The organism is Rhodococcus rhodochrous (genome assembly GCF_900187265.1).
Lineage (GTDB): Bacteria > Actinomycetota > Actinomycetes > Mycobacteriales > Mycobacteriaceae > Rhodococcus > Rhodococcus rhodochrous.
In genome coordinates this window covers 3,806,175-3,827,811 of record NZ_LT906450.1, presented here as the reverse complement: position 1 = coordinate 3,827,811, position 21,637 = coordinate 3,806,175, and the positions used below count along the sequence as shown (strand labels likewise).

The 21,637-nt window shown below is 67.1% G+C and carries 1 protein-coding gene; it reads left to right on the top strand.

Annotated features, from left to right (window positions below):
* Positions 1–12: 12 nt before the first annotated feature.
* Complete coding sequence (locus tag CKW34_RS17510) at positions 13–21,594, top strand: non-ribosomal peptide synthetase (protein WP_059384664.1); 21,582 nt, start codon at positions 13–15, stop codon at positions 21,592–21,594.
* The last annotated feature ends 43 nt before the right edge of the window (positions 21,595–21,637 follow it).

The window sequence follows — 21,637 nt, the reverse complement described above, 5'->3', positions numbered from 1 at the left end:
AGGATCTGGTAGATGTCGATTGAAAAGCAGGACCGTCCGGCTCCGACGGTCGCGGATCTGCCACGGCTGGTATCGGCTGTCGTCGGCACCGAACCGGGTCGCGTAGCGCTCGTCCACAACGACGCTGCGATCACCTACGCCGCTCTCGACACGCAGTTGAAGGAACTGGATACCGCGATGGGGGGTGTCCTGGGGCCGGACGCCCTCGTTCCGGTCGCTCTGAGCAATCTCGTGCCGGACCTCGTCGCGGCCGGTGACGGTGCCTTGGGCGCCGCTGTCGAGCGCCTTCTCGCGGATGCGGATTCCATCGTGTCGGCGGCAGGAGAAGCACCTACGGAGGCCACCGACACACTCGCCCGATTGTTCGCCGATGCTGTTGCCGCGACCCCCGACGCGGTGGCCCTCGAATACGCCGGTGAAACACTCACCTACGCCGAGTTCGACCGCAGAGCGAACCGTCTCGCCCGCAGACTCGTCGAGTCGGGGGTGGGCACCGAATCGTTCGTCGGCCTGTCGATCCGCCGTTCCTTCGATCTGTTCGTAGGCATGTACGCCATCGTCAAGGCCGGTGGTGCGTATGTACCTCTCGATCCGGATCATCCTGCCGACCGCGTGGCCTACATCGTCGAGACCGCACGTCCCGTCGCAGTCCTGACGACCTCGGCCGACCGTAGCGATGCGCTTGCCGACGTCTCCGTCCCGATCCTCGAGATCGATGTCGAGGACTGTTCGGGCTACTCCGACGAGCCCGTCACCGATGCCGACCGTCTGCGTCCGCTCCTCCCGCACTCGACGGCCTACGTGATCTTCACGTCGGGCTCGACCGGCCGGCCCAAGGGTGTCGCCGTCGAGCACGAGGCGATCGTCGCCAATCTGCGCTGGCGGCAGAGCAAGTACCGGTTCACGGCCGATGACATCGTCTTCCAGAAGACGCCCTTCACCTTCGACGTGTCGGTGTGGGAGTTCTTCTGGCCCCTCCAAGTGGGTGCCCGCGTCCTCATCGCGCGGCCCGACGGCCACCGGGATCCCGAATATCTCGCGCGGACCATGATCGACCGCGGGGTCACCGTGGTCCACTTCGTCCCGTCGATGCTCGCATTGTTCGTGGCGGAACCCCTGGCGGCGCAGGTCACCTCGCTGCGCGCCGTCTTCGCCTCGGGAGAGGCGCTTCCCGCCCGGACCGCGGCTCGGTTCCGCGAGCTGTCCTCCGCACAGTTGCACAACCTCTACGGCCCCACCGAAGCCGCAGTCGACGTCACCTATCACCAGGTCACCGAGGCCGATGTCACGTCCGTGCCCATCGGGCGTGCGGTTGCCCGCACTGATCTGGTCGTGCTCGACGCAGACCTGCTCCCCGTCCCCGCCGGAAAAGAGGGCGAGCTCTATCTCGCCGGCATCCAGCTCGCCCGCGGTTACGTCGCGCGACCTGATCTGACTTCGGATCGATTCGTCGCAAACCCCCTCGGGGAGCCCGGCTCTCGTATGTACCGGACCGGCGATCTCGTTCGTCGCCGGGACGACGGTGAACTCGAGTACATCGGCCGCACCGACTTCCAGGTCAAGCTCCGTGGTCTGCGGATCGAGCTGGGAGAGATCGAGAGTGCTCTGCTCGACGTCCCGGGGATCTCGCAGGCCGTCGCGGTCGTGCACAGCGACGCCGAACTCGGTGATCACCTTGTCGCGTACGTCGTGTCCGAGCACGAGATCGAGCGGCGCGCCCTGGCAGCGACGCTGAAGGATGCGTTGCCCGAGTACATGGTGCCCTCGCTCTACGTGCGGCTCGACGAGTTCCCGCTCAACTCGAGCGGAAAGACCGACCGGAAAGCGCTGCCCGCACCGGACTTCTCGGTGCTGGTCACCGAATACCGCGCGCCGGAGACCCGGACACAGGAGATCGTCGCCCAGATCTTCGCTGCCTTGCTCGGCCGTGAACGAGTCGGCCTCGACGACGACTTCTTCGATCTCGGTGGCAACTCGCTCAGTGCTACGCGCGTCATCTCGCGGCTCGACGCGGCCCTGGGTGTACGGCTCGACGTGCGTTCGTTCTTCGATTCGCCGACCGTCGAAGCGCTCGCCGCCGCCTGTGACGCGGCTGTCGCAGATGGGGGCGGGCACCGCGCCGCACTGTCCGCGGGTCGGCGCGGCGACATGGTCCCTCTGTCGCTCGCGCAGCAGCGGATGTGGTTCCTCAACCGTTTCGATCCGGAGTCCGCGGTCAACAACATTCCCGTCGCGGTGCGGTTGAACGGATCCCTGGACGTCGAGGCGCTCGACGCCGCCATCGATGACGTGCTCGAACGCCACGAGTCGTTGCGCACGATCTATCCGGAGGTGGACGGTCGCGGCCATCAGCTCGTGCTCGACGCCGTCGACGTCGCCCGTCGCCTCGAGGTGGTCGACGGTTCACCGGAGACGCTCCCCGATCTCGTCCGGGTGCCGATCCTCCGCGGTTTCGACGTCACCGTGGAGATCCCGTTCCGGGTCTCGCTCGTCCGCGTGGCGCCAGAGGAGCACGTCCTGGTGCTCGTGGCCCACCACATCAGTGCCGACGGCGTCTCGATGGCCCCGCTCGCCCGCGACGTGATGGTCGCCTACGCGTCCCGCACCCGTGGCTCGAAGCCGGAATGGGAGCCGTTGGCCGTCCAGTACGCCGACTTCACGCTGTGGCAACGTGAGACCCTCGGAGACGAGGACGATCCCGATTCGGTGATCGCCCGACAGATCCGGTACTGGACGGACACTCTCGCGGGTATTCCGGAACAACTCGATCTGCCCGCCGACCGTCCCCGCCCGGCGGTGGCGTCCTATCGCGGCGCCAACGTGGACTTCTCGATCCCTGCCGAGGTGTACGCCGCTCTCGCCGATCGCGCGCGCGACCACAACGCGAGCATGTTCATGGTGGTGCACGCGGCGCTCGCCGTGGTGCTCGCCCGGCTCTCCGGAACCGACGACGTCGTCGTCGGTACTCCGGTCGCAGGCCGCGGAGAGGAAGCGCTCGACGATCTCGTCGGCATGTTCGTCAACACCCTTGTCCTGCGGACCGTCATCGATCCCGCCGAGTCCTTCGCGTCGCTGCTCGATCGTGCCCGCAGTGTCGATCTCGAGGCGTTCGGCAATGCGGACGTGCCCTTCGAGCGGCTCGTGGAGGTGCTCAATCCCACGCGGTCGGAGGCCCGCCACCCGCTGTTCCAAGTCCTGCTGTCCTTCCAGAACCAGGAGACCCCGCACTTCGAGCTCGAGGGTCTCACTGTCTCCGGGGTCCCTCTCGGCGACGAGACGGCGAAGTTCGACCTGCAGGTCACCCTCGCGGAGATCCGCGACGATGCGGGGGAGGTCACGCGCCTCGACGCGATGCTGACCTACGCCACGGATCTGTTCGACCGGAACACGATGCGCGCCTTCGCCGATCGGTTCCTCGCCGTTCTGGAGTCGGTCGCCCGGGCGCCGGAGGTAGCGGTCGGGGACATCGATCTGTTCGTTCCCGGGGAACGCGCCCGGGTACTCGAGGCATGGAATGCCACCGATCGGCCCGACGCGCCGGAGACACTGGTCTCCCTGCTCGCGGAAGGTGCAGCCGGCAATACGGATCGCACCGCACTGACCTTCGACGGCACGCACATCACTTTCGAGGACCTCGCCGCCCGCGTCAACCGGTTGGCCCGTCACCTGGTGTCTCTCGGCGTGGGACCCGAAAGCCGTGTGGCGCTGGCGCTCCGGCGCAGCGACGACTGGATCGTCGCCGCTTACGCCGTGCTCGTCGCGGGTGGCGCCTACGTGCCGCTCGATCTCGATCATCCCGTCGAGCGGACGACGCACGTCCTCGACACGGCCGATCCGGTCCTGATCCTCACCGCGGGAGGGCCGCGTCCCGATTTCGCCGGTGGGCGCCGCCTCGTCGATCTGCACGATCCGGACACCGGTGCGTTGTCGGCCGAACCGTTGACGGACGACGACCGCCTCGCGCCGTTGCGCCCGGCGAACACCGCATACGTCCTGTTCACCTCGGGATCGACCGGACGTCCGAAGGGTGTCGCCGTCGCGCATGCTTCCGTGGTCAACCAGATCCGTTGGCTGATCGGCGAATACGGACTCGACCGCGACGACGTCGTGCTGTTCAAGACTCCCGCGACCTTCGACGTCTCGGTCTGGGAGATCTTCGCAGGTGCGACCGTCGGTGCGCGGACCGTCGTGGCCGAGTACGACGGCCACCGCGACACCGCCTATCTCACCGAGGTCATCGACCGGCAGGCCGTGACGATCACCTCGTTCGTCCCGTCGATGCTTTCGGTGTTCGCCTCCTCCGTCGTCGACCCGTCGAAGATCGCTTCCCTGCGAACGGTTCTCGTGGCCGGGGAAGCACTGCCCATCGACACCGTGGTCGCTTTCCGGAAGGTGAGCGACGCACAGATCCACAACCTCTACGGACCCACGGAGTTCACCGTCCACGCCACGGCCGGTGAGGTCCAGGCCGACAGCGTGACGACGGTGTCGATCGGCACCCCCGTCCGGAACGCGCACGCCTACATCCTCGACGGACGCCTGAACCCCGTGCCCGTCGGCGTCGGCGGTGAGCTCTATCTGGCGGGTCGGCAGCTGGCCCGTGGATACTTCGGTCGAGTCGATCTCACCGCGGACCGCTTCGTGGCGAGCCCGTTCGGCGCAGACGGCGAACGCATGTACCGCACCGGCGATCTCGTCCGGTGGTTGCCGACCGGTGAGATCGAATATCTCGGTCGTACCGACTTCCAGGTCAAGTTCCGCGGTCAGCGGATCGAACTGGGCGAAATCGAGGCGGCACTGTCGGCTCACCCCGCCGTCACCCGTTGCGTGGCCGTCGTCCGGTCCACCGAGATCGGCGACCACATCGTCGGATACGTCGTTCCGGCTCCCGGTGCCGTCGTGGACACCGCGGAACTGCGTTCGGCGGTCGAATCCGCCCTGCCGTCGTACATGGTGCCGTCCGCCATCGTCGAACTCGACGACCTGCCGTTGAACGCCAACGGCAAGCTCGACCGCTCCGCCCTGCCGGAACCCGTCTTCGAGGCACGGGAGTTCCGCGCGCCCTCGACCCCGATCGAGGAGACTGTGGCGCGGATCTACGGCGAGGTCCTCGGCATCGAACGCGTGGGACTCGACGACGACTTCTTCGAACTCGGAGGCAACTCGCTCGTTGCGACCCAGCTGGTCTCCCGGCTCGGGTCCGCGCTCGGAGCACACGTTCCGGTGCGCACACTGTTCGAGACGTCCACGGTCGAAGCGCTCGCCGCACGGGTCGAGTCCGAGGTCACCACGGGCGATCGTGCGGCTCTCGTTGCCGGGCCGCGCCCGGAACGGATCCCGCTGTCCCTCGCGCAGCAGCGCATGTGGTTCCTCAACCGCTTCGACACCGACCGCGCGGTGTACAACTTCCCGATGGCCGTGCGGCTGCGCGGCGATCTCGACGTCGCAGCACTATCCTCGGCCCTCGAGGACCTCGTCGTCCGGCACGAGGTGCTCCGGACGGTGTATCCGTCCACCCCGGACGGTCCCGTGCAGGAGATCCTGCCCGCTGATCGAGTCGTACGGCCGCTCACCGTCGTCGACATCACGGAGGACGAGCTCGACGACCGCATCGTCGAGAACGCCTCGACGCGATTCGACGTCGAGGTGGACGTGCCGTTCGCGGTGAGGTTGTTCCGGCTCGCCCCGCGCGATCACGTCCTGTCGATGGTCGTGCACCACATCGCAGGTGACGGTTTCTCGATGGGTCCGCTCACACGCGACGTCATGGTTGCCTACGAGTCGCGGCGCCGGGGTGAAGCGCCCTCCTGGCAGCCCCTTCCGATCCAGTACGCCGACTACGCCCTGTGGCAGCGCCGCATCCTCGGCTCGGAGGACGACCCCGATTCGATCGTCTCGCGTCAGCTCGCGTACTGGAGCGAAGCGCTCAGCGGTCTGCCCGAGCAGCTGGATCTTCCGAGCGACCGGCCGCGTCCTGCGGTGGCGTCCTACCGCGGTTCGAACGTGACCTTCGAGGTCGACGCGCGACTCCATGCCGAGCTCGCGCGTCTGGCCCGTGAGAACAACGCCACCTTGTTCATGGTGGTTCAGACGGCACTGTCGGTGCTGCTCGCACGCCTGGCCGGCGTCGACGATGTCGCCGTCGGTACGCCGACGGCAGGTCGCGGCGACGAGGCTCTCGACGACATTGTCGGCATGTTCGTCAACACCCTGGTGTTCCGGACCAGCTTCCGTCCCGCCGATCCGTTCGTCGACGTGCTCCGCCGCAACCGGGATTTCGATCTGGCGGCCTTCGCGCACTCGGACGTGCCGTTCGAACGGCTCGTCGAGCACCTCAATCCCGAGCGGTCCACGGCGCGCAACCCGATCTTCCAGGTCGGCTTCTCCTTCCAGAACATCGCGCCGATCCGATTGAATCTCGGCGACGTCGATGTCAGCGAGATCGAGTTCGATCCCGGCATCGCGCAGGTCGACATGCACGTCTCGGTCGCCGATCGGTACGACGAGCACGGTAACCCGGAAGGGTTGACCGGCAATGTGATCTACGCCGTCGACCTGTTCGACGAATCCACGATCCGGACGATCCTCCGGCGCTTCGTCGACGTCCTCGAGGCGGTTACGCGCACGCCTTCGGTGCCGGTGGGCGATATCGACCTGCTCGGCTGGCACGAGTACGAGCGTGTGATCCGCTCGTGGAACGCCACCGAGCGGGCGGTCGCGGAGGGCGTGCTCCTCGACGGATTCGCCGAGCAGGTGGCGTGCCGTCCGGATGCCCTCGCGGTGCTCGGGGAGGATTGCGCGTGGACCTATGCGGAGTTCGCATCCCGAGTGAATCGTCTTGCCCGCCATCTGATCTCGATGGGTGTCGGTCCGGAGTCCCGGGTCGCCCTGACGATGCGGCGCAGTCCGGAGATGCTCGCGGCGATCTATGCGGTGCTCACCGCGGGTGGTGCCTACGTGCCGGTCGATCCGGACCACCCGGCCGAACGCACCCGCCACGTGCTCGAATCGGCCGAACCGGTGCTGGTGCTGTCCCGCAGCGGCGAGGACGCGCCAGGGGCCGAGGGGCATCGGGTGGTCGATGTCGACAGCGTCGACCTGTCGGCCTTTTCGGACGCACCGGTGACCGATGCGGACCGGATCTCCGTGCTGCGGCCGGAGAACGCCGCCTACGTGATCTACACCTCGGGTTCTACCGGTATGCCCAAGGGTGTGGCGGTTCCCCACTCGGCAGTGGTGAACCAGATCCGCTGGTTGGCTGGTGAATACGGTCTCGACGAGTCGGATGCCGTGTTCCTCAAGACACCGGTCACCTTCGACGTGTCGGTGTGGGAGCTGTTCGCGGCGACCGATGTCGGCGGACGAATCGTCGTCGCGTCGCACGACGGTCACCGCGACCCGGCCTATCTGGCTCGGATGATCGACGAGCACGCGGTGACGGCGACGTCGTTCGTCCCGTCGATGCTCGCGGTGTTTGTCGCCGGCGCGGACGCCGGTACGTGTGCATCTCTGCGGCTGGTGCTGTCCGCGGGGGAGGCGCTGGGCAGGGACACGGTGCTCGCGATGCGCGAGCGGTTCCCCGCTGCGGTGGTGCACAACCTGTACGGGCCGACCGAATCGACGGTGCACATCACGGCGGCCCGGCTGCCCGACGAACTTCCCGACATCCTGCCGATCGGGCGCCCGGTGTGGAACTCGCGTGCGTATGTCCTCGGTGGTCGTCTCGAGCCGGTACCGGTGGGTGTCGCGGGTGAGTTGTACGTCTCCGGTGCGCAGGTTGCCCGCGGCTATCACGGTCGTGTGGATCTGACGTCGGAACGGTTCGTGGCCGATCCGTTCGCCGGTGACGGCAGCCGGATGTACCGCACCGGCGACCTCGTGCGGTGGACGCGCGACGGTGAGCTGGAGTATCTGGGTCGCACCGATTTCCAGGTGAAGTTGCGTGGCCAGCGCATCGAACTCGGCGAGATCGAGGCCTCGATGCTCGCGCATCCTGCCGTGCGACAGGCCGTTGCGCTCGTACACTCGGATCAGCACGGGGACCGGCTCGTCGGATACGCCGTGACCGACGGCGGCACCGACGCGGACGGCGAGTCGGTGCGCTCGTTCGTCGCCACGAGGGTTCCGTCGTACATGGTTCCGGCGCAGGTGCTCGTGCTCGGAGAACTGCCGTTGACAGCGAACGGGAAACTCGACCGGCGGGCACTTCCGGCGCCGGTGTTCGAGGCGGTGGTCTTCCGGGCACCGGTGACGCCGGTCCAGGAGATCGTGGCGTCGGTCTTCGCCGAGGTGCTCGGTGTCGAACGGGTGGGCCTGGACGACGACTTCTTCGCGCTGGGCGGCAACTCGCTGTCCGCGACGCGGGTGGCGGGCAGGATCGGTGGCGCGCTCGACACGGACGTGCCGGTACGGGTGATGTTCGAGACGTCCACGGTGGAGGATCTCGCCGCCCGGATCGAGTCGCGGTCCGGTGACGGGGGACGGATTCCGCTGGCGGCGCAGGAACGGCCCGACCAGGTGCCGCTGTCGCTCGCGCAGCAGCGGATGTGGTTCCTGAACCGGCTCGATCCCGGCTCGGTGGTCAACAACATCCCGCTGGCGATCCGGTTGTCCGGTGCTCTGGACGTCGAGGCGCTGAGCGCTGCGGTGGCCGATGTGCTCGCCCGTCACGAGTCCCTGCGGACGATCTATCCGGAGATCGACGGTGTCGGGCACCAGCAGATCCTGTCCGTGCAGGAGACACGGCTCGATCTCCGTCCGGTCAATGTGGCGGCCGCCGACCTCACGTCGGGGGTTTCCGGGGTGATCTCGGCCGGCTTCGATGTGGCGTCCGAAGTTCCTGTACGGGCACGACTGTTCCGGATCGCCGATGCCGCAGACGAATTCGTGCTGGTCTTCGTCGTGCACCATATTGCCGGCGACGGCGTGTCGATGGGACCCCTCGCGCGGGACGTCATGGTGGCGTACGAGTCCCGGTGCCGCGGTGAGGCACCGGGATGGATGCCGCTTCCGGTGCAGTACGCGGACTTCGCGCTGTGGCAGCGGCAGGTGCTCGGGTCGGAGGACGATCCGCAGTCGCTGATCTCCCGGCAGATCGAGTACTGGACGGACGCGCTGGCCGGACTGCCGGAGCAGCTGGACCTGCCGACCGACCGTCCGCGCCCACAACTCCCGTCGTATCGCGGCGCGGTCGTGGAACTGTCGCTGGATGCGGGGGCACACGACGGTCTCGTACGTACGGCACGCGAGCACGGGGTGACCGTGTTCATGGCCGTACACGCGGCACTGGCGGTTCTCCTCGCCCGGATGTCGGGTACCGACGACATCGCGATCGGTACGCCGATCGCAGGTCGTGGGGAGCGCGCGCTCGACGACCTGATCGGCATGTTCGTCAACACCCTCGTGCTGCGTACCCGGCTGGATCCCTCCGCATCCTTCGCCGAGGTGCTCGAGCAGGCCCGATCGGCGGACGTGGCGGCCTTCGGGCACGCGGACGTGCCCTTCGAGCGGCTCGTCGAAGTGCTCAACCCGGAACGATCGCAGGCCCGGCATCCGCTCTTCCAGGTCGCCCTGTCCTTCCAGAATTTCGAGCAGGCCGGTCTGGAACTCCCCGGGCTGACGGTGGCTCCGGTGGAACTGGACGAGGTGTCCGCGAAGTTCGATCTCGACGTCACCGTGGCCGAGCGTTTCGACGCCTCGGGCGCACCGGCGGGAATGTCCGTGGGGTGGACCTACGCGACCGATCTGTTCGACGAATCCACCATCACCGCCTTCGCGGAGCGGTTCGTGCGGATCGTCGAGTCGGTGGTGGCGGATGCGTCCGTGCGGATCGGCGACATCGCCCTGCTCGACGACGCCGAAATCGCCGCACTGGTTCCCGTGTCCGGGCCGGTGCTCGAGGCCGACGGCACGCTGCCGGACCTGCTCGTCGCCGGGGCGGCGCTCGATCCGGACGCGATCGCCGTGCGCAGCGAAGGCCGCTCGATCACCTACGCCGAGCTGGACTCGGATTCTTCCCGGCTCGCCCGCCTGCTGATCGCCGAGGGCATCGCTCCGGAAACCATCGTGGCCCTGGCGCTGCCGAGGTCGTATGCCATGACGGTCGCGGTTTGGGCCGTCGCGAAGACGGGCGCGGCATATGTGCCGGTCGATCCGACCTATCCCGTCGAGCGTGTCCAGCACATGCTGTCGGATTCCGGTGTGCGACTCGGGATCACGTCATCCGAGTACGCGGACGGTCTTCCTGACGAGGCCGAATGGCTCGTGCTCGACGATCCCCGGATGCGCGAGTGCCTCACGACGATCTCCGGCGACCGGATCGATCCCGGCGAACGGATCGCGCCGCTGCGGCCCGAGAACACCGCATATCTGATCTACACCTCCGGGTCGACGGGCCTGCCCAAGGGTGTGTCCGTCACCCACGGCGGATTCGCGAATCTCGCCGCCGAGAAGCGTCTGCGTTACGGCGTCGACAGCGAGTCCAGGATTCTGGCCGTCGCGTCGCCCAGTTTCGACGCCTCGGTGCTGGAGCTGCTTCTCGCCGCACCCCACGGAGCGACGTTGGTGATCGCGCCGCCGTCGATCTACGGCGGCACGGAACTGGCCACCCTGCTCCGGGAGGAGCGGGTGACCCATGCCTTCATCACCCCCGCTGCTCTCGGCTCGGTCGACCACCTCGGACTGGACGACCTGCGGGTCGTCCTCGTCGGTGGTGAGTCGTACACCTCCGAACTCGTCGAGCGCTGGGCTCCGGGCCGCCGGTTCTTCAACGTCTACGGGCCGACGGAGACGACGATCCTCGCGTCCTCGAGCCCCGCTCTCGATCCGTCCGATCCGCTGGTCATCGGCGGTCCCCTCGCGGGCCGCGCCTTCCAGGTGCTCGACAACCGGCTCCACCCGGTTCCGATCGGCGTGACGGGAGAGTTGTACATCTCGGGCGATGCCCTTGCACGTGGATATCATGCGCGGCCGGCACTGTCCTCCGAGCGTTTCGTCGCGAGCCCGTTCGGGACTCCGGGCGAGCGCATGTATCGCACCGGCGACCTCGTCCGCTGGACCCGCTCGGGCGAACTGGAATACGTCGGGCGCTCGGACTTCCAGGTGAAGGTCCGTGGTCTGCGCATCGAGCTCGGCGAGATCGACGCCACGCTCGAATCGCACGACTCGGTGCGATTCGCCGTGACGACGGGCCATCGGCCGGAGTCGGGTGCGACCGTGCTGGTCGCATACGTCCAGCCGGCCCGGGGCAACACCGTCGACGTCGACGAGCTCGCGGATTTCGTGGCCGGGCGCCTGCCCTCCTACATGGTCCCGAGCGCCTTCGTCGTCATCGACGAAGTGCCGCTCACCCCGGTGGGCAAGCTCGACCGCCGCGCACTGCCCGAACCCGTCTTCGAGACCGCGGCCTTCCGTGCACCCCGCACCCCGGTGGAGGAGATCGTCGCGTCGGTGTTCCGAGAGGTTCTCGGGGTCGACCGTGTGGGCCTCGACGACGACTTCTTCGCGCTCGGTGGCAACTCGTTGTCCGCGACTCAGGTGGTGTCCCGGATCGGGGCGGCGCTGAACGCATCGGTACCGGTGCGCGCATTGTTCGAGGCGTCGACCGTGGAGGATCTGGCCGGCCGGGTGTCCGAACACGTCGGCGCGGGAACCCACTCCCCGTTGGTGGCGCAGGAGCGCCCGGCACGGGTGCCGCTGTCGTTCGCGCAGCAGCGCATGTGGTTCCTCAACCAGTTCGACACCTCGTCGGCGGCCGACAACATCCCGCTCGCACTGCGGCTCTCGGGTGATCTCGACGCTGCGGCACTCGCTGCCGCGATCGCCGACCTGTTCGATCGCCACGAATCCCTCCGGACGGTCTACCCGGCCGACGAGGGGCGTCCGTACCAGGCGATCGTCGCCCGTCCCGAACTCGACCTCGCACCCGTCGACGTCCCGGAGGCAGCCGTGGTCGCCGAGGTCACCGCGTTCGTCTCGGAGGGATTCGACGTCACCGTCGACGTTCCGGTGCGGGTCCGGCTGTTCCGGATCTCCGACGCCGACCGCGAGCACGTACTCGTCTTCGTGGTCCACCACATCGTGGGAGACGGCTCGTCCATGGGGCCGCTCGCCCGGGACATGATGGTGGCCTACGAAGCGCGCGTGCGCGGCAGTGTCCCCGGCTGGGCCCCCCTGGAAGTCCAGTACGCCGACTTCGCGTTGTGGCAGCGGCAGGTCCTCGGCGCCGAGAGCGACCCCGAGTCGGTCGTCTCGCAGCAGATCGCGTACTGGACGGATCGACTGGCAGGCATCCCCGACCAACTCGACCTTCCGTCCGATCGGCCGCGACCTGCAACGCAGTCCTATCGCGGTGGACGGGTGCGATTCTCGATCGACGGCAGCCTGCACGAGGCGCTCGTCGGCCGTGCTCGCGACCATGACACGACCCTGTTCATGGTCGTTCACTCGGCGCTGGCAGTCCTGCTGGCACGACTGTCCGGTACCGACGACATCGTGATCGGTACGCCCGTCGCGGGTCGGGGTGAGCAGGCACTCGACGATCTCGTCGGCATGTTCGTCAACACCCTCGTCCTGCGCACCAGGGTCGACTCGTCGTCCTCGTTCGCCGAAGTGCTCGAGCAGGCGCGCGCGGTGGACGTCGAAGCGTTCGGCAACGCGGACGTGCCGTTCGAGCGCCTGGTCGAGGTCCTCAATCCTGTCCGTTCGCAGGCGCGTCATCCGCTGTTCCAGGTCGCGTTGTCCTTCCAGAACTTCGCGCCGGTCGGATTCACGCTGCCGGGACTCGAGGTCTCCGGATTGGCGGTGGACGATGAGACCGCCAAGTTCGACCTCGGCTTGACCCTGGGGGAGGAGTACGACGCGGAGGGGCACGTCACCGGCATGATCGGTGAATTCTCCTATGCGCGAGATCTGTTCGACGGTTCCACGGTCGAGACCATGGCGCACCGCTTCGTGCGCGTGCTCGAGTCGATCGTCTCGGACGCCACCGTGCCGGTCGGGGACATCGCTCTGCTCGCTCCCGACGAGTTCGATCGGCTGACGCACGTCCACGGTGACGACGTCATGGCGGTCGGGCATCTCCCCGAGATCCTCACCCGGGCGGTCCACCGCGATCCGGACGCGATCGCGGTGCGGTGCGACGGACGGTCGTACACCTATCGCGAACTCGACGAGGGATCGAGCCGGATGGCGCGCTACCTCATCGGTCTCGGTGCCGGACCGGAGAAGGTCGTCGCGCTGGCGTTCCCCCGTTCGTTCGAGATGGTCGCCGCGGTGTGGGCGGTCGCGAAGACCGGAGCGGCATTCGTGCCCGTCGACCCGGGATACCCGCAGGACCGTATCCAGCACATGCTCGCCGACTCGCATGCACTTGTCGGCGTGACGTCCTCGCAGTTCGCGGAGTCCCTGCCCGGTGACGTCCGATGGCTCCTGGTCGACGATCCGGATCTGCAGCGATCGGTGGCGGCCTTCTCCTCCGATCCCGTCTCCGAGTTCGAGCGGACCGCGGTGATCCACCGCCGGAACGTCGCATACGTCATCTACACCTCGGGCTCCACCGGTGTGCCGAAGGGTGTCGCTGTCACTCATGCCGGACTCGGCGGGGTGCTGGACACGGCCGCCGAGCTGTACGGGCTGACCTTCCGCTCCCGTTTCCTGCACGTGTGCTCACCGAGCTTCGACCCGTCCGTACTCGAATGGACGGCCACGTTCTCGCGGGGCGCCACCCTCGTGATCGTGCCTCCGAACGTGCTGGGCGGTCCGGAACTGACCGACCTGCTCCGTCGTGAAAGGGTCACCCATACGATCATCACCCCGGCGGTGCTCGGGACGGTGGATCCGTCGCAGGTCCCCGACCTCGAAGTCGTCTCCGTCGGCGGCGACGCCTCGACACCCGAACTCGTCGAGCGGTGGTCGCGCGGACGTACCTACTTCAACGGTTACGGCCCGACCGAGACCACGATCATCTCCTCGTTCGCGAAACTCGATGCCGGGGCGCCGATCACGATCGGCAGACCGATCCACGGGATGTCCGCTCTGGTTCTCGACCGGAGACTTCATCCGGTCCCGGCGGGTGCGGTCGGAGAGCTCTATCTCGCCGGCGCCGCGCTCGCCCGTGGGTATCATGACCGCCCGGGCCTGACGTCCGATCGGTTCGTCGCCAATCCGTTCGACGAGCACGGCGGCAGGATGTACCGCACAGGTGACGTGGTGCGCTGGACCGCCGGTGGCGACCTCGAGTACGTGGGCCGGTCCGACTTCCAGGTCAAGGTTCGCGGCTTCCGCGTCGAACTCGGCGAAATCGACTCGGCGCTGCTGGCTCACGACTCGGTGCAGTCCGCCGTCACTGTCGGCCATACCGGGCCCGCAGGTGTACCGACGCTGGTCTCCTATGTCGTGCCGTCGAGCGAGGCATCGTGTGATCCTGCAGAACTGCGGGATTTCGTGGGACGGACGCTGCCGTCCTACATGGTGCCTGCGCAGATCATGGTGCTCGACGCGCTGCCCCTGACCCCGATCGGCAAGCTCGATCGGCGGGCCCTGCCGGAACCGGTCTTCGAATCCGCTGCCTTCCGCGCACCCCGCAACCCGGTGGAGGAGATCGTCGCGTCGGTCTTCGGTGAGGTTCTCGGGGTGGAGCGGGTCGGGCTCGACGACGATTTCTTCGCGCTCGGGGGCAACTCGCTGTCCGCAACCCAGGTCGCTGCCCGGATAGGTGCCGCGTTGGACACCGCGGTACCGGTCCGGGTGATGTTCGAAGCCTCGTCGGTCGAAGGTTTGGCGGCTCGGGTCTCCGAGCACATCGATTCGGGCGACCGCGTTTCGTTGGTGGCGCAGGAGCGGCCGGAACGGGTGCCGCTGTCGTTCGCGCAGCAGCGGATGTGGTTCCTCAACCAATTCGACACGTCGTCGGCCGTCGACAATATTCCGGTCGCCATAAGACTCACCGGAAACCTCGACGTGGCGGCACTGCAAGCGGCCATGGCGGACCTCGTCGAACGACACGAGACTCTGCGTACCGTCTATCCCTCCGATGATCGGGGGGCGTATCAACGCGTCCTCCCGGCGACCGAGGTCGTGCCGGACCTGTCGCTCGAGACCGTTTCTTCGGACGAACTCGAGGCGAAGGTCACGGCGGTTGCGGTCGGTGGGTTCGACGTCACCGTCGAAGTGCCCGTCCGGGCACGTCTTTTCTCGGTTGCCGGGCACTCGGATGAATTCGTACTGGTGTTCGTCGTTCACCATATCGCCGGTGACGGCTCGTCCATGGGGCCGCTGACACGCGACCTCATGGTGGCCTACGAGGCCAGGCGGCGCGGGGAACTCCCGGGATGGGCGCCGCTCGAGATCCAGTACGCCGACTACGCGCTGTGGCAACGCGGTGTGCTCGGTAGCGAGGACGATCCGGAATCGGTGATCTCCCGACAGATCGCCTACTGGAAAGGTGCGCTCGCAGGTCTTCCGGAACAACTCGATCTGCCGGCCGACCGACCCCGGCCCGCGGTCCAGTCGTTCCGCGGCGCCACAGTGGCATTGTCGGTGGATGCCTCGATGCACCGAGATCTCGTCCGGATCGCGCGAGAACGCAACACCACCCTGTTCATGGTCATGCATGCTGCCGTGGCGGTGTTGTTGGCACGTCTGTCGGGTACCGAGGACATCGCTGTCGGAACCCCGATTGCAGGCCGTGGTGAACGCGCACTCGACGATCTCATCGGCATGTTCGTCAACACCCTGGTCCTGCGATCCGAGGTGGATCCTGCGGCCTCGTTCGACGAACTGCTCGAACAGACGCGAGCGACGGACGTGGCCGCCTTCGGTAATGCGGACGTGCCTTTCGAACGACTGGTCGAGGTTCTCAATCCTGTTCGGTCGACCGCTCGTAATCCGTTGTTCCAGGTCGGCTTCGCCTTCCAGAATCTTCGGTTGAGCACTTTGGAACTTGCGGACCTGGAGATCGAACGGGCCCCCTTCGAGACGTCCTTGGCGAAGACCGATCTGCATATCTCGGTCGTCGACCAGCAGGACGAGTCGGGCGCACCCGGACCCATCGGTCTGGAGTTCTCCTATGCGACCGACCTGTTCGACGAGCGCACCGTCCAGGGATTCGCCCAGCGCTACATCCAGGTGCTGCGTGCGATCATCGAGGACACCGCCGTCCCCGTCGGCGATCTGGATCTGCTTTTGGCGGAGGAGCGTTCGGCTCTCACGAGATGGAGCCGCGGCGAGTACCACCCCGTGAGCGAGGTTACTCTGCCGGAGTTGTTCACAGTGCAGTCCGCGGTCTCTCCGCAGGCTCCGGCGCTCGTCGCGTCACAGGGTGAACTGGACTACGAGGCGTTTGCCGCACGGATGAACAGGCTCGCCCGCTATCTCGTCGCAGAAGGGGTCGGGCCCGAGGATCGTGTCGTGCTCGCCATGCGACGGAGCATCGATCTTCTGGTGGGTATGTTCGCTGTCGCAATGGCAGGCGGCACATACGTGCCGATCGATGTGGACCATCCCGCGGAACGTGTCGCGCTCGTGCTCGAGTCCGCCAGGCCGAAGATCGTACTTACATCCGGTGAGGACGCCGAAGAGCTCGCGATCGAGTATCCGACCGTACACATCGACGCACTCGATCTGTCGGCCTTCTCCGGGGACCCGGTGTCGGACGCCGACCGCCTCCGGCCGCTTCGTCCGGGCAACACGGCATATGTGATCTTCACGTCCGGATCGACCGGTGTGCCCAAGGGTGTCGCAGTCGAGCACGGGGCGATCGTGAACCAGCTGCTGTGGAAGCGTGATTTCTTCGACATGGACGGTTCGGATGCGGTGCTGCTCAAGACCGCTGCGACATTCGACCTGTCGGTGTGGGAGTTCTGGTCCGCACTCGTGTCGGGTGGGCGCGTCGTGGTCGCCGATGCGGGTGCCCAGGTCGATCCGGAGTACCTGAACCGGCTTCTCGAACAGGGCGAGGTCACAACACTCCACACGGTGCCGTCGATGCTGCAGGCTCTGATCGTCGACGCCGACGGACCACTGGCCGGTTCGCTCCGTCGTGTACTTGCGATCGGTGAGGCGCTCCCCGGCGCGCTTGCCCGTAGGTTCACCGAAGAGAACGGTTCGGCGACGCTGTACAACCTCTACGGTCCGACCGAGGCTGCGGTGTCGATCACTGTCCATGAGGTTTCCGACGATTTCGATTCGTCCGTTCCGATCGGGATGCCGCAATGGAATTCGCAGGTGTACGTGCTCGACCGGCGTATGCGCGAGGTGCCTGCCGGGGTTGTCGGTGAGCTCTACCTCGCCGGTGCGCAACTGGCGAGGGGCTATTTCGGGCGCCCCGATCTCACGGCGGAACGTTTCGTCGCCAATCCTTTCGGTGGTGCTGCCGAGAGGATGTATCGCACGGGCGATCTCGTCCGGTGGACGAATGAGGGAGAACTCGAGTACGTCGGTCGGTCGGACTTCCAGGTGAAGGTTCGCGGCTACCGGATCGAACTCGGAGAGATCGAAGCGGCACTCGTGGCCCAGCAGGGTGTGTCGGAGGCCGTCGTGGCGGTAGTCACCGACAGTCACAGCGGGGCCGAGCATCTGGTGGGCTATGTCGTTCCCGAACCGAACTCGGCGCCCGATCCTTCCGTGGTCACTGCAGGAGTCGCCGAGCTTGTGCCGAACTACATGGTGCCGACGCACCTGGAGATGCTCGAGACGCTGCCGCTGACCGTCAACGGCAAGGTGGATCGGCGGTCGCTACCCGATCCGGTGTTCGAAGCCATCGAATATCGAGCTCCTCGGACCGACGTGGAGGCCGCGCTGGCGCGGATCGTCGGAGATCTCCTCGGGCGCGAAACTGTCGGTATCGATGACGACTTCTTTGCCGTCGGTGGTGACAGCATCCTGTCGATCCAGCTCGTGTCGAGGGCGCGGGCACAAGGAATTGTTCTGCGACCCATCGACGTCTTCCAGGCACGCACCATCGCAGGCCTGGCAGAGGTTGCCGGGATCGATTCGATCGCCGAGGACGGACTTCCCGATCTCCCGGGAGAGGTGCCGGTGTCTCCGCGGGCCGTGGAACTGCTCGCTCGCGGGGTCGACCACGGTGCGCTCTCGTACGCCGCGGTGTCCCCGCTGGTCGGACCGCTCGATCCCGATGCGCTCCTGCGGGCGTGGACAGCCGTCCTCGAACACCACGACATGCTTCGGTCCACGCTGGTGCATGTCGACGGCTCGGCGCACTTCGAGATCACCTCTCCGGATGAGATCGACGCGTCCGCGTCCCTCCGGGTGGAGACTCTGCCTGCCGGCACGGACCAGGACGCATTCCACGGGATCGGCGCGCGAGCGAGACGTCTCGCCGCGGCCGAACTCGATGTCGAACGAGGTAACGTCGTGCGCGTCGTTGCGTTCGGTGCAGAGACTGCGGACGACAACGGGACGATCCTCGTCGTCACACATCCGTACGTGACCGACCCTGCAGCCGCAGGCATGGTCGCGGTGGATCTGTCGAACGCGTATCGGGACGTAGTGGCAGGGCGACGGTTCGTGCTCACGGACGCTCGCGTCCCTGCACAACGGGCCGTGTCGGAACTGCTGCAGACGGTGGGCCAGGACGAGGCGGACCTCTCGATGTGGCGCCGCATCCTCGAACCCGGCCCGACTCCGCTGGGCGACGGCGGATCCGTTTCCTCGGAGCCGACGGTCGCCCGGACGGTGGTGGAAGTTCCCGCCGAGGTGGGCACCGCCGTCGTAGAGACGCTCCCGCGCCTGTACCGAACGGATGCGGAGGTCTCCGTCGTGGCCGCTACCGCAGCTGCACTGGGATCGTTGTCGGGCGTAACCGGCAACGGTGAGGGTTCGGCGTTGATCCTCGTCGAGGGGTCTGTCCGTCGTCGGGACCGGAAGATCGGTCGACCGATTGCAGCGTTGGACGTCGCGTTCCCGGTGCGCGTTCCGATCGAACGGCAGGGTGGCGCCGGAGCGCTCTTCCGTGCCGCGAAGGAACAGTTGGCGGAGGCTCGTGGGCGTGCCGCAGGATTCGCGGCCGCGCGGTATGCAGGCAAGGCTCCCGAGCTGTCCGGACTCGCGTCGCCGGCGGTAGCCGTGCGGTACCGCAGTGCGATCGAAGGAGTCGCCGCACGCGTCCACTACGACGACGTATCCGCGCTCCCTGCCCCCCTAACGGTCGACGTCGTGGAACAGGGCGGGCGGCTCAGCGTGGAATTCGCCTTCCGGACCGACGTCGTTGCGTTCTCGGCGGTTCGGGACTTCGCGGAACGCTGGGAGACGGCACTGTCGAACCTGAGGACTCACGCCGACGATCCGTCCGCCGGGGGCCTGACGCCGTCCGACCTGCCACTCGTGTCGGTCACACAGTCCGACATCGACAGCTGGTCCCGGACCTATCCGGCACTCGTCGACGTCTGGTCGCTGTCCCCGCTGCAGGCGGGTCTTGCCTTCCTCGCATCGGTCGACGAGGGGGGTGTGGACGCATACACGATGCAGACGGTCGTGCATCTGGGTGGCCGGGTGGATGCGGATCGGCTGCGGCGCGCCGCGGACGCACTGGTGTCCCGCTACGCGAACCTGCGGACCGCTTTCACCAGCGGTGCCACCGGACGACTGGTCCAGGTCGTGCTCGGGAACGTCACCGTTCCCTGGCGGGAGCTGGATGCCCGTAACGCCCTCGAATCGGAGCGCGCCCGGACGATCGAGCACGCATTCGAGGACGACCGCAACCGCGGCTTCGTGTTGTCCGAACCGCCGCTCGTGCGATTCACATTGATCCGTACGGCGTCGGACTCGTGGGCCCTCGGCGTGACCACGCACCACATCCTGATGGACGGTTGGTCGATGCCGCTGCTCATGCAGGATCTGATGGCGCTCTATGCGCTCGGAGGAGACGGAACGGTCTTGCCCCCGGCGCCGGACTACCGTGAGTTCCTCGAATGGTTGTCACAGCAGGATCAGCAGGCATCGTTGAATCGGTGGGCAGAGGCCCTTCACGGTGTGGACGGTCCCACGATGCTGACGTCGACCGAGTCGGCGGACCCACGGGAAGTCGGATCGGACCGCGTGACCATCGAGTTCACGAAGGAACGGACCGCTGCTCTGCGCGGGCTGGCGGCGGACTCGGGTGTCACCGTCAACACGGTCGTGCAAGCCGCGTGGGCCGTGTTGCTCGGACGCATGACCGGACGGCGGGACGTTGTCTTCGGAGCGACGGTCTCGGGCCGGCCGGCCGAGTTGCGGAGTGTCGAGTCGATGGTGGGTCTGTTCATCAACACCATCCCTGTTCGGGTGGACCTCCCACCAGGGGCGTCGGTGGGCACGGTGCTGCAGTCACTTCAGGCTGCTCAGGCCGGTCTGCTCGACGACCACTATGTGGGTCTTCCCGACATCCAGCGCGCCGCCGGTATCGGCGAACTGTTCAACACCCTTCTGGTGTTCGAGTCGTATCCGATCGATCGCGAAGCGCTCGCGCAGGCAGGAGCAGCGCTCGACGGGATGGAGATCACCGGCATCGAGAGTGGAGACGGGTCGCACTATCCGCTCACGCTCCTCGCCGTCGCGGACGAGAAGCTGGTCCTGACCCTCGACTCGCAGCGCAATGCGTTCACGGCGCACGAGGTCGACGCGCTCGGTCGCCGACTGAAGTACATCCTCGAGATGTTCATCGACGATGCCCGCGCCACGATCGGTGCAATCGACATCACCGAGGCGGACGAGATCACCGCTCCGTCGGTGACCGACGAGGTGCCGTCGGTCACGCTCGCAGCGTCCCTCGCCGCACGGCTGGGTGAAGTCGTCGAGGAGGACCCAGGCGCTCCGGCTCTTGTCGGAAACGACGACGAATCCACGTACGAAAGCCTCGACCGTTCGTCATCGAAGCTTGCTCGGGAGCTTGTTGCCCGGGGAGCGGGACCCGGCAGAACCGTGGCGGTCGCGCTGCGGCGATCGGACGAGGCCGTCGTCGCCGTGTGGGCGGTGGTGAAGACGGGTGCTGCCGTCCTGTTGGTCGGACCGGAGGAGACAGCCGCGGTGCGTGCTCCTCTCGGCGTCACGGCGGGGCAACGACCCGACGGGGATACCGAGTGGGTCGTCCTCGACGACGAGGACTGCGCCCGTGCGATCGCCGCGCGCGAAGACCGTCCGTTCTCGTATGCGGACCGGACGGGAGTGATCGGAGCCGGCGATGCTGCCTGTGTCGTCGACGGTCGGGCGGTCACGCAGACGGAGATCGTCGGGATCCTGGAGAGGGCCCGGGAGGAGTACGCGGTCGACTACGAATCGCGTACCTACCTCTCACAGGCTCCGAACGCTGTCCGTCTCCTCGAGATTCTCCTGGCTACGACCTCGGGTGCTGCTGTCGTCCACATCGGCGAGGACGATGATCGGACTCTTGTCGATGTGCTGGCGGACGAGTGGGTGACGCACGCCTTCGTCGGCGCCCACGAACTCGCTGCCTCCGAAGCCGAGGAACTCGAGGATCTGGCAGTGATTCTTGTCTCCGGAGGGGATGCCGGGAACCTACCGGTCGAGTGGTCCGAGGGACGCACTGTCCTCTCGTTGACGGCGGATCCGTTCGAGGGGGCCGCTCCGCGTGACGAGTAGGAACCGAGCGGTTGCTCGTCGCGTGGCGTAACGAACCTGGCAT